This is a genomic window from Vibrio sp. MEBiC08052 (assembly GCF_001506075.1).
Taxonomy (GTDB): domain Bacteria; phylum Pseudomonadota; class Gammaproteobacteria; order Enterobacterales; family Vibrionaceae; genus Vibrio.
Map to the genome: position 1 here is coordinate 560,910 of NZ_KQ947475.1, position 12,048 is coordinate 572,957.

A 12,048-nucleotide genomic window follows, 5' to 3' on the forward strand; every position below is an offset into this window, starting at 1 on the left:
ACCTAAATAGTTGTTGAATGGATTGTTGGTTGTTGAATACACCATGGGGGGGTTGGCTAGACCATCCCCCCATTCTTTCTATGAGAAAGTTTAAATATGGCAAAAGATTTTAGTCGTACGCAGCGCGTTTCTCAGCAGCTGCAAAAAGAGCTAGCAATGATATTGCAGCGTGAAGTCAGAGATTCTCGCCTTGGTATGGTGACAATTTCTGAGGTAAAAGTTTCCCGGGATTTGGCTTATGCCAAAGTGTATGTTTCCTTCTTATGTGTTGGGGAACAGACGCCGGAAACTTGCCTGAAAGCGTTGAAAGAGCATGAATCTCATATTCGAATGATGTTAGGCAAGCGGATTCGTCTGCGTCTGACACCTGAAGTTCGTTTTGTTTATGATGATACTTTGGTTGAGGGGATACGCATGTCGAATCTGGTCAACCAAGCCGTTGATGAAGACAAACGCAAAAGAGATGAATCAGGTTCGGATGAGGAGGCGTAATGGCTCGTCGTCGGAAAGGTCGGCCGGTGGATGGCATCATTTTATTGGATAAACCTACGGGAATTTCATCCAATGATGCGCTCCAAAAAGTGAAACGAATTTTCTTTGCGGAAAAAGCCGGACATACAGGGGCATTAGATCCTCTGGCAACTGGGATGCTACCGATTTGTCTGGGGGAAGCGACCAAATTTTCCCAATTTCTGCTCGATTCTGATAAGAAGTATCGGGTGATTGCAAAGCTCGGTGTTCGCACCAATACGTCAGATTCAGATGGCGAGATTGTTGAGACTCGGCCAGTTCAAATCTCCGAATCATTGCTGATGCAATCGATCGAGAAATTTAAAGGCGAAACCGCTCAGATTCCTTCAATGTTTTCAGCATTAAAGTATCAAGGTCGTCCTTTATACGAGTATGCACGGGAAGGCATCGAAGTGCCCAGAGAGGCCCGTCAGATCACTGTTTACTCTATTGAACTGCTCCGCTATGAAGCGGATGAAGTTGAGATGGAGATCCGTTGTTCCAAAGGAACCTATATCCGTACCATCGTTGATGATCTCGGTGAAATGTTAGGTTGTGGTGCCCATGTGACATATTTACGCCGTACGGCTGTTGCGCAGTATCCGGCAGAGCGGATGGTGACTCTTGATGAGCTTGAAAATATCCTCGAAGCAGCGCGTGAACAGGATGTCGCCCCAAGAGTTTTACTCGATCCGCTCCTGTTACCGATGGATTCCGCGGTTCAGTCATTACCAGAAATAAATCTGATTCCTGATTTGGCAGAAATGGTCCAGAAAGGTCAGGCTGTTCAGGTTTTCGGTATACCGACAAGCGGTACAGTGCGTTTGACTGCCGGTGAAGAACAACTCTTTATCGGTGTCGGTGAAATTGATGATGACGGCAAAATAGCACCGAAACGATTAGTCGTTTTTCGTCAATAAAATATGGGCTATTTTCCGAATGATTCGCTATTGCGGGGATAGGGAATATTCTCTATAATCCCCGCTCCTCGTGTCGGCTGAATCAGAGATTGGCTGACACAAACTAAAACCCAAACTCTTAGGAGAGAAATTATGTCTCTGAATGCAGAAACTAAAGCAGCAATCGTTGCTGATTACGCGCGTGGCGAAGGCGACACTGGTTCACCAGAAGTTCAGGTCGCTCTATTGACAGCTTCAATCAACCACCTTCAAGGTCACTTCAAAGAACACAAAGGCGATCACCATAGCCGTCGTGGTCTTTTACGCATGGTTTCTCGTCGTCGTAAGCTTCTGGATTACCTGAAAGGTAAAGATCTGGATCGTTACCACGACCTTATCCAACGTCTTGGCCTACGTCGCTAAGATTGGATTTGTACAAAAAAGGGGCGAAAGCCCCTTTTTTAATGGCTAAATTTAGCCAAAGGGCGCTTGAGTAGTTTATACTAGCGACCGTTGAAGTCAGTCAATTGATTTCAATACACAGACTCAAAGCATGACAGTCACCGAAGTCGGCCAAAAGGTCGCGACTATTCAAAGGAGATTGGAATGAATTTTGTTCAGTATCCTTTTACTAGTCGCGATTTGTGATGCCTTGAGTATTGATAACCCATTTCTAGGATAACCTAGGCAAAGGAATAATTAATGTTTGAAAAACCAGTTGTGAAAACGTTTCAATACGGCAATCACACCGTCACGATCGAAACTGGCGTGATTGCACGTCAGGCAACATCAGCAGTTATGGTCACCATGGACGATACGTCTGTATTCGTTTCTGTGGTTGGAAAAAAAGAAGCGGTTGAAGGTCAAGATTTCTTCCCGCTAACGGTCAACTATCAGGAACGGACTTATGCAGCCGGTAAAATTCCTGGTGGATTCTTTAAACGTGAAGGTCGCCCTTCTGAAGGTGAAACACTGACTGCTCGCCTGATCGACCGTCCGATTCGCCCATTGTTCCCTGATGGTTTTACCAATGAAGTTCAGATTATTGCTACTGTAATGGCAGTGAACCCTGATGTTCAGCCAGATATCCCAAGCATGATCGGTACTTCTGCTGCGCTGGCAATTTCCGGAATTCCGTTTAATGGTCCGATTGGTGCGGCTCGCGTTGGTCACATTGATGGTCAGCTTGTTTTGAACCCAAGTGCGAAAGAGCTGGCACAGTCTCGTCTGGATCTCGTTGTTGCTGGTACTGAGAATGCGGTACTGATGGTTGAATCTGAAGCGGATATTCTCTCTGAAGAAGAGATGCTCTCAGCAGTAGTATTTGGTCATGAACAACAACAGGCTGTGATTCAAGCCATCAATGAATTTGCTGCTGAAGTTGCGACTCCTGCATGGTCATGGAGCGCACCTGAAGTCAATGCCAGCCTGAAAGCATTAGTTGCTGAACATGCGGAAACTCGCCTTGCTGAAGCATATCAGATCACTGAAAAACTGGCGCGTTACGAGCGAGTTGGTCAGATCAAATCAGAAGTCATTGCGACGTTACTCGCGCAAGATGACTCACTGGATGACAATGAACTCCGTAACATGCTGAGTTCACTGGAAAAACAAGTCGTTCGTAGCCGGATTCTGTCTGGTGCACCGCGTATCGACGGCCGTGAAAAAGATATGGTTCGGGCACTGGATGTTCGTACGGGTGTTCTGCCTCGCGTCCATGGTTCATCACTATTTACCCGTGGTGAAACACAAGCCATCGTGACCGCTACGCTGGGAACTCAGCGTGATGCGCAAATTATTGATGAATTGATCGGTGAGAGAAAAGATCACTTCCTGTTCCACTATAACTTCCCTCCTTACTGTGTCGGTGAAACAGGTTTTGTTGGTTCACCGAAGCGTCGTGAAATTGGTCATGGTCGTTTGGCGAAGCGTGGTATTCAGGCAGTGATGCCATCGATTGATGAATTCCCTTATACGGTTCGTGTCGTCTCTGAAATTACAGAATCGAATGGTTCTTCTTCAATGGCTTCCGTATGTGGTTCATCACTGGCATTGATGGATGCCGGTGTGCCAATTAAAGCCTCCGTTGCTGGAATTGCGATGGGACTTGTCAAAGAAAATGATGATTTTGTAGTTCTGTCTGACATCCTGGGTGATGAAGATCATCTCGGTGATATGGACTTTAAAGTGGCCGGTACGTCAAATGGTGTGACCGCACTGCAAATGGATATCAAAATTGAAGGGATCACCAAAGAGATCATGCAGATCGCTTTGAATCAGGCAAAAGGTGCCCGTTTGCACATTCTGTCTGTGATGGATAAAGCGATTGGTAGTGCGCGTGATGATATTTCTCAGTTTGCCCCGCGTATCCATACGATGAAAATCAGTGCTGATAAGATTAAAGATGTTATCGGTAAAGGTGGTGCTGTCATCCGCGCATTGACTGAAGAAACCGGAACTACGATTGAAATCGAAGATGATGGTACGATCAAGATCGCTGCGACAGAAGGCGAAGCGGCTAAACATGCGATTCGTCGTATCGAAGAGTTGACGGCTGAAGTTGAAGTTGGTCGGATCTACACTGGTAAAGTAACTCGTATTGTTGATTTTGGTGCTTTTGTGGCTGTTCTTGGCGCTAAAGAAGGTTTGGTTCATATCTCTCAAATCGCAGATCAGCGTGTCGAGAAAGTGACGGATTACCTGAAAGAAGGTCAAGAAGTTCAGGTGAAAGTGTTGGAGATTGATCGTCAGAACCGTATTCGTTTGAGTATGAAAGAAGCGGTTGCAAAACCAGCGGTCGAAGACGCACCACAACAAGAGCAATCTGACGCAGAATAGAAACGCGCCTCAGGATTAGATTATCCATTGGGTTGCTTTTTTATTTGCAAGCATGATGTTATAAAGGGAGCTGTTTTGCTCCCTTTTTTTATGAGAGCGTTGAGGAGAATAATTTTGGCGAAGTGGTTTCTCACGGTATTGACAGGACTCGGCTTGCTTTTCATCACCGGGTGCTCATCGATTCGGCATCAGCAGGAGTCGGAGTGGCTTTATGCCCCGATGGCCCGGCCATTACAACCGACCATTCAACAAGAAGTAAAAATCTTGCGTTTGAGCCAACTGCTACAGCAAAAAGAACTCACAGATGAGATTCGGGCCAAAGTTTTTTATGAACGTGGTAATAGTTACGATATGTTGGGTTTAAAAAATCTGGCTCGTCTGGACTTCGAACAATCTTTACGCTTTTACCCATCTCAGCCAGAAGTATTCAACATGCTTGGCGTCTATTACACAGAAATCAACGAGTTTGATTCAGCGTATGAGTCATTTGATTCAGCACTGGAGCTGGAACCGGAGAGTGTGTACGCAGGCAGAAATCTAGCGATTGCGTTATATTACGGTGGTCGTCACCGTTTGGCCCGGGACGAAATCGAACAGGTGATACAACAAGATCCAGCCGATCCTTTCAGTGCCTTATGGCGATATCTGATCGTGAGTGAGATGGATGCTGAAACGGCCCGCAAAGAATTGATGCAAAGTTATCACACACATCAGTCTGAGCAAAATGATGCTTGGGGATGGTCTCTGGTTGCAATGACGTTGGGCGAAGCCGATGATTCGGTGGTTTTCAAACAGCTTTTGCAAGAGACAAGTGATAATACGGTGCTCGCCCGTCGCTTAACGGAAGCCTATTTTTATCTCGGAAAGCGTTATCAGATGCAAGCACATTATGCAGAGGCAGTCGCATTATATAAACTCGCGATCTCAATGAATGTTTACGAGTATATTGAACATCGCTATGCCTTTTTAGAACTGGAACGGATATACCATACAATTAAGGACGAGCATTCCTCGTCACATTGATATTTTCTTGATTGGAATCACCACCTCAGGACCTGAATTCAACGTCTGGAGGTTTGGTTTATGGTGAACAGCCTGCATTAATTCTTGCAGGCTGTTTGTATTTCAGGTTTGGATTGAATGCAGATGTCTATTTATTCACAGTATTTTCGCTATACCGTTCCAACCGTTGCAGCAATGTTAGTCAATGGTTTATATCAGCTCATAGATGGCATTTTCATCGGCCAGTATCTCGGGGTCGATGGATTAGCCGGGATTAATATCTCTTGGTCCATGATTGCTGTACTGGTTGGCATCGGCTTGATGGTCGGGGTCGGGACCGGTGCCATTACCTCGATTTATAAAGGGCAAAAGAATTTATCCGCTGCCCGCCAGACGATCAGTACCGGACTGATCTTATTGATCCTGTTATCGCTCTTGCTTTCTTTGGGACTGTGGTTCTTTATGGCGGATATTCTGACGTGGCAAACGCAGGATTCCGACGTCTTTAATTTAGCGATGCAGTACATGCAAGTGGTGGTGTTTACCTCTTGCTTTACTCTCTCGGCGACAGCATTACCATTTCTGATGAGAAACGATGATAGCCCGGCACTGGCGACGTATCTGATGATCATCGGCGGGTGTCTGAATATTGTTTTTGATTATCTGTTCATCGTGGTCTGGGATATGGGGTTGCAGGGCGCAGCAATTGCTACCGCTATATCGCAGGGTGTGGTAACCATTGCCGGGCTCAGTTACTTCTTTTCTCCGGCTGCATCTTTACGTTTAAGACGGACTGATCTGCTGTTTTTCCGCTGGCAGGATATTCGTCAGATTGTTTTGGTTGGTCTTTCAAGCTTTTTCATGTATCTCTACTGGAGTGTCATGGTGGCCCTGCATAACAGTCAGTTTGCAATCTATGGTGGGACGACCGCGCTGGGAGCATATACCATTCTCGGTTATGTGGTGACGTTCTATTATTTAACGGTGGAAGGGTTTGCGAACGGGATGCAACCGTTAGTGAGTTTTAACTACGGTGCGAATCAGTTAGCCAATATCAAGAAACTGTTGGTACTGGCGATGGGATTATCTGTGGTATTTGGACTGATTGTAACCACAGTTATGAATCTTTATCCGCACGATATTGTTGCTATTTTTAATCGTGATAACTCGGAATTGAGTGATTTCGCCACCACGGGGATACGTTTACACTTAATTGCGCTGTGTTTAGACGGCTTCATTGTGGTTGCGTCTTCATTTTACCAATCGATACATCGGGGTAAAACAGCGGTGAGTATCTCTCTGGGTAACATTCTTATTCAGCCACCATTTTTGTTTCTGCTGCCGTTAGGATGGGGACTAACCGGTGTATGGCTGGCATTTCCGATCTCAAATATTGTCTTGTCGTGCGTGGTATCAGTGATCTTGTATAGAGATATCAGGCGGTTATTTCATTCCGCCGCCTGATCTGGTTGGGCTGTGATTCAGTCATCGTTGTGACGTGGTGCCGTTTATCGGGATTCAGTGGTCACGACCTCCAACCCTGCGACTCGGTGCCAATAACCATTACATTGGTGGTTGTCTAATGGGTAGGGTTGCGCTGCACTCTCATTATCGCGGAACGTTTGAACGGTTGTCAGGGTTTCCGTGCCAGTGGGGCTGAGACGGACGACATCGACACTATCAGTCATACCGGATAATTCGTTAATCAAGTTATAGCAGTAGCCTGACTGCGTCTGAATCCCGTTCAGGTTGAAGACTTCCTGACCTTCCTGACTGTGAACGCGGATACCATTGGGGTAATTGATACAACATGTCTTACATTCATCTTTCGGACGATTTTCAGCACGTGCGGTGAAACAGCGGGCGGAGTAGGCAAGCGGGAGATAGCCGTAGCCGAATATTTCAACTTCAAATGCGCTACGAATCCCCAATGTTTCACATTGCTGTAGCACTTGTTGCAGCCACGAATGGGAAAGCTCCACAGGCATACACCACCGGATCATCCCTTGGCGGAGAAAATATTGCAGGGTATGCGCGTTGTAACAGTTGATCGCCGGTCCGACAACAAACGGTACCCGTTGTTCGCTGGCAAGATGAATGGCTGAAACATCGTTGGCTTCAATAATAAAATCGCCGTTATCAATGTATTTTTTCATCACGGTCAGTTCACTACGCGACTCAAGCAGCGCCATTGTTGACAGGACAATCTGTTTACCTGTCCGGGCAAGCTCCTGTGCGATTGCCAGCCAGTCGTGTGTTTTTAACTCCCGACGCTTAGAGCAAACCGTTTCTCCCAGATAAATAATGTCAGCGCCGGATTCCTGCGCCTGCTGATAGAATTGCTCAACATCAGTTTTGGGCCAGAAATAGAGTAACGGGCCTAATGCATATTTCATCTTGAACTCCCTGGTTATTGCCACTTTCTATGATAGGCGCCGAGTGTTGTCTGAGTACCTTCGGAAACATTGGCAAGGGTTCGGTTCCATGTTTCATCAACCTGATAACTTTGCGGGGCAGACAAATAATGGTCAATCGCTGCCCGCCAGGTTTTGGTCACCTGTTCGACATACGCCGGACTGCGTTGTCTGCCCTCAATTTTGACTGAAGCGACATTCGCTGCGAAGAGCTCCGGTAAGAGTGATAGTGTATTGAGACTCGTCGGTTCTTCCAGCGTGTGATAACACTGCTGCTGACCGTCCAACACCGTCGTAAACCGGCCCTTACATAATGTCGGATAGCCCGCATTCTCTCCGGGTTTGTATTGATCAATGAGAATGTTATTCAGCCGGGTTTCCATCCCATTTGGGGTTTCCTGCCAACGAACAAATTTCGCAGGTGAACACGCACCGACGGTGTTAGGAGACTCTCCCGTCATATATGAAGACAGATAGCAGCGACCTTCCGACATGATACAGAGACTCCCGAAAGCAAACACTTCCAGGTCAATCCCATCAGCAATTGACTGAGAAAGTTGTTTGACTTGATGAATCGATAGCACTCGGGGGAGAACAACCCGTTTGATGCCAAAGTTTTGGTGATAGAACTCAATGGCTGCGCTATTGGTCGCGGAAGCCTGAACCGAAAGATGAATTTCCTGATGCGGATAGCGGTCAGAGATGTACTCCAGCAGCGCGATATCGGCAACAATCAACGCATCGACGCCCAGATCAACTGCTTTATCAGCGGCCTCTGTCCAGTGATTAAACCGATCCGGATGGGCAAATGTGTTGAGAGCGACATGAATTTTTTTGTGGTGTTCGTGAACAAACTGAACAGCACTTTCCAGTTTTTTTCCTGAGAAGTTTAAGCCGGCAAAATGGCGGGCATTGGTGTCGTCTTTAAAACCGATATACACCGCATCAGCACCATTGGTGATTGCCGTCTTCAGGGCGGGAAGGTTTCCCGCAGGACAAAGCAGTTCCATAGTAACTTAATTTCATTGGTGGCTTTTGAAGTAGCTGTATTGTATGGAAAAGTGCCACAGAATGAATTGATGTGAGGCAGGTTTGACCTTGATTTATCGTGATTTATGAGGCGGAGTGACGACGGTTTTGGGCGAATAATGCTTCGATTTCCTGCTTGGGTTGCGGACGATGGAAGTGGAATCCTTGGATAGAATGACAGTGAAGATTGGCAAGTAAAATGGCTTGTTGCTGTGTTTCTACGCCTTCTGCCACAACCTTTAACCGTAAAGATTGACCGAGATTGATGATGTTTTCGATGACCGTCAACTGTTTGGGTAATTGATCGATCTCCGTAATAAATGCGCGGTCGATTTTGAGTTCATCAATCGGAAAACGGGCGAGATAAGAGAGAGACGAGTAACCCGTGCCGAAATCATCAATTGATAAGGTAAAGCCGAGTTTTTTAATAGCATTCAACATTTGCACGGTGTGTTCACTGTCACTCATGACGGCACTTTCGGTCAGCTCGAAGGTAATACAGCTCGGATCAAGCTGTGTCGAGCGCAGGAGTTTTTCCATAAAATCGATCAGCTTCGGGTTACCGAATTGTTCCGGTGACAGGTTAATCGCGACAGGGCCGGGGAGGATCCCTTGTTGTTTCCAACGTTTGACCGTGGTAAAGACATCCCGCATGACGACTCGGCCCAGATGTTCGATTAACCCTGCCTTTTCCGCAACGGGAATAAATGAACCGGGGCTGATATATCCTTCGACCGGATGTTTCCATCGTACCAATGCCTCTGCTCCGTTGATGCTAAAATCTCTCGCACTGACTTTGGGTTGATACCAGACTTCAAGACCACTATTTTGCAGGGCTTTTTGCAGTTCGATTTCCAGCCACAATCGGGTTCTTGCTTCTTTATTCATCTGCGAACTGAAGCGAATCATCCGGTTACGTCCTCGCGCTTTGGCTTCATACATCGCGGTGTCGGCATTTTGCAGTAAGATTCGGGCATCGCTGCCGTCACCTGGGTAAGTCACACTACCAATCGAGCAGGCAAGCCTTTTACTAAAATAATTCAAATCGAAAGGTTGATTGACCAACGCGATAATCCGTTCGGAAAGCATTTCTGCCGAACGAGGTTTCTCCGGCTCGGGTAGGAGTAAACCAAATTCATCGGCACCCAAATGACCTAAAATGGCATTTTGAGGGAGAAGTCGTTTGAGTCGAGCCGCAACCTCCCGAATCACTTTATCACCGATATGGTGCCCCAGAGAGTCATTGATGTTTTTAAAATTATCAATGTCGAGATAGAGCATTATCAATGGGGTGTTATCAGTAATAAACATATCGAGTCGTTTGGTAAAACCGGTTCGGTTATATAAGCCGGTCAACGGGTCGATATGGGCATCAATCGAAGGGTGATGTAATGGCTCAGGCGTCTTTTTTTCGTGCGGTTGAATGAGAACAAAGAATGCCTGACTACCAAAAATTTTGGTGTCTTCAATCCGAAGTGTCACTTGCCGTTCTTCACCGTAGGTTTGAGTCGTATGACAGGCAATCGGGTGTTGAATAGCCGGGGAGGAATTGAGAACAAAAGGTTTTTGGGTGGATGTTTGAATAAAAACCTCCGAGAGCTGTTCTCCGTAAAGTTCATCGGCTGTATTTAGCCCCAGCGAATGAGCCGCCGCAGGATTGCAGGAAATGATAGTATTCTCTTCCACAATCAGCACCGATTCTTTCAACATATAAACTAATGTTGAGAATTTTTTTTCTGACTCATCAATGGTATCGAGTAACATCTGCTTTTCTGACACATCGACAGCCTGAAAGATGATTTTTGGGGGCTGATCATCGAACTGCAGCCGCGAGAGCGATATCAGTAATGTTGTCAGTTGCATGTCGTCGAGCGTCAGCTCGGTTTCAATGATTTCACCGTCAAACGCGCGATGATAATAGGGGCGAATGGCTTGATAGAATGATTTACCAAAGATTGTCAGATCATTTGAACCGATGAGCTGATCGCGCGTGAGGCCTGATATTTCACAATAGCGTTCATTCACCATCGTATAATTGTGCTGGGCATCGAGAATGGCAAAAAAGAAAGGGCTGTGTGACGTTAGCTGTGTAAACCAGCGTTGAAATTCTTGTGAAATCATGCCAACTATTCATTGCTCCGAAACCAGACAGGTACTCAGCATTTATAAATCGATACGGAGTACGCCACTATAACCGTCTTTGTAACATTAGTGAAGCGTATGGCGTTCTTGGATTTTTTGATTCACAACAGAAATTCAGGTTCAATCTTTCAGTATGATAGCGCCATTAACATCAACTTAGTGGATAACGAGTGTGTTTAACAAGATTCAGAACTACATGGTGCAAAATGCAGCTTCATTTTTGAGAACACCTGCACGCTTTTTGCCAAACTTTGTGCAAAACAAAATCCTTTTAGAGGCTTTGAATACCATTTTTAAAGAAGCGCTGGCAGAAGGGGATTTTGAATTTCTTGAAAGTAAGTGTTTGAAAGTTGAAGTGAAAGATTTAGGGCTCTCTTGGCAGATCACCTGTCGTAAAGCGCAGTTGGTCATCGCCGAACCGGCGATTGACCCCGATGCCTGTTTTAGTGGTTCACTGAATGATTTCGTGTTGATTGCAGGGCGTAAAGAAGATCCGGATACGCTGTTTTTTCAGCGACGACTCTCGATTGAAGGTGATACCGAGCTGGGGCTTGAAGTGAAGAATATGATGGATAGCGTGGATCTGGAGACATTTCCCGTGCCAATCAAATATTCTTTGAATCAGCTCTCTGATTTTGTGTATAAAGGTATACAGTCGGAACACTCAAATCATAAAGGAACGGTGAATGCTTATTCGCACTGAAGCGCCCGCAGATATTTTACCCATTGATCAGTTATTACGTTCATCGCTGAACGTCGAGGAAAGTGCTGATCTGGTGATGGCTTACCGGGAAAGTAGTCGTATCACATTGTCTCTGGTGGCCTGCGATGATGAAGGACAGATTCTGGGATATATTCTGTTTACGCCAATTGCTCATGATGGCGTGTTTCATCACTGGCAGCATCTACGTTTGTTGATTGTTGACCCAAAAGCTCAGGACGATATCAAGCAACAGTTGGTTACCGAAGGGCTGAATTCTCTTTATGAGTTCGGCTATCCAGTGTGTACGGTGTTTGGCGTCTATGAACACTATCAGTCACTAGGTTTTCAGCCGGGGAAAGATTTTGGCTTAAACGCTGTGCATTCGTTGTCACTACCCAATCAATTACTCATTTGTGAGATGCTTCAGGGGGCGGTGGATGAAGTGGGTGAGTATCAGATTGAATTTGACCCCTCACTCCTTTGAGCCTTTCCCTGCTTCTGATTCAAAGGG

General features: G+C 46.0%; 11 protein-coding genes. 8 read left to right on the plus strand and 3 right to left on the minus strand.

Annotated elements, in window-relative coordinates:
* The first annotated feature begins 96 nt into the window (after positions 1–96).
* From rbfA to VRK_RS02625, 6 genes are all read left to right on the plus strand, one after another.
* Positions 97–492, plus strand: coding sequence for a 30S ribosome-binding factor RbfA (gene rbfA, locus VRK_RS02600; protein WP_059119962.1), 396 nt, complete (start codon positions 97–99; stop codon positions 490–492).
* Positions 492–1,430, plus strand: a complete 939-nt coding sequence (truB, locus tag VRK_RS02605) for a tRNA pseudouridine(55) synthase TruB (RefSeq protein WP_059119963.1) — start codon at positions 492–494, stop codon at positions 1,428–1,430. Before rbfA ends, truB begins: the two co-directional genes overlap by 1 nt.
* Before the next feature lie 132 nt (positions 1,431–1,562).
* Entirely contained in the window at positions 1,563–1,832 is a 270-nt protein-coding gene (gene rpsO / locus VRK_RS02610; RefSeq protein ID WP_038178125.1) for a 30S ribosomal protein S15, read from the plus strand.
* A 279-nt stretch (positions 1,833–2,111) separates the two neighbouring features.
* The gene (gene pnp, locus VRK_RS02615) at positions 2,112–4,247 is read left to right on the plus strand and encodes a polyribonucleotide nucleotidyltransferase (RefSeq protein ID WP_059119964.1); all 2,136 of its coding nucleotides are present in this window, start codon (positions 2,112–2,114) and stop codon (positions 4,245–4,247) included.
* Positions 4,248–4,361: 114 nt separating this feature from the next.
* Complete coding sequence (nlpI, locus tag VRK_RS02620) at positions 4,362–5,270, plus strand: lipoprotein NlpI (protein ID WP_231735724.1); 909 nt, start codon at positions 4,362–4,364, stop codon at positions 5,268–5,270.
* A 117-nt stretch (positions 5,271–5,387) separates the two neighbouring features.
* On the plus strand, positions 5,388–6,713 hold the full coding sequence (locus VRK_RS02625; protein WP_059119966.1) for an MATE family efflux transporter: 1,326 nt from the start codon (positions 5,388–5,390) through the stop codon (positions 6,711–6,713).
* Between the two features lie 44 nt (positions 6,714–6,757).
* Here the strand turns inward: VRK_RS02625 and VRK_RS02630 are convergent, their stop codons facing one another.
* The 3 genes from VRK_RS02630 to VRK_RS02640 form a co-directional block, all read right to left on the minus strand.
* Positions 6,758–7,645 (minus strand): U32 family peptidase, encoded by an 888-nt coding sequence (locus VRK_RS02630; protein ID WP_059119967.1) that lies wholly within the window; start codon positions 7,643–7,645, stop codon positions 6,758–6,760.
* Between the two features lie 14 nt (positions 7,646–7,659).
* A complete protein-coding gene (ubiU, locus tag VRK_RS02635) occupies positions 7,660–8,673 on the minus strand; it encodes a ubiquinone anaerobic biosynthesis protein UbiU (protein WP_059119968.1) in 1,014 nt (337 codons plus the stop codon).
* A gap of 103 nt (positions 8,674–8,776) precedes the next feature.
* Positions 8,777–10,813 (minus strand): sensor domain-containing protein, encoded by a 2,037-nt coding sequence (locus tag VRK_RS02640; RefSeq protein WP_059119969.1) that lies wholly within the window; start codon positions 10,811–10,813, stop codon positions 8,777–8,779.
* 193 nt (positions 10,814–11,006) lie between these two features.
* Here VRK_RS02640 and ubiT point away from each other — a divergent pair, with 193 nt between their 5' ends.
* Together ubiT and VRK_RS02650 are read left to right on the plus strand one after the other, a co-directional pair.
* Complete coding sequence (gene ubiT / locus VRK_RS02645) at positions 11,007–11,537, plus strand: ubiquinone anaerobic biosynthesis accessory factor UbiT (protein ID WP_059119970.1); 531 nt, start codon at positions 11,007–11,009, stop codon at positions 11,535–11,537.
* The gene (locus VRK_RS02650; protein ID WP_059119971.1) at positions 11,521–12,021 is read left to right on the plus strand and encodes a GNAT family N-acetyltransferase; all 501 of its coding nucleotides are present in this window, start codon (positions 11,521–11,523) and stop codon (positions 12,019–12,021) included. Before ubiT ends, VRK_RS02650 begins: the two co-directional genes overlap by 17 nt.
* Positions 12,022–12,048: the final 27 nt, after the last annotated feature.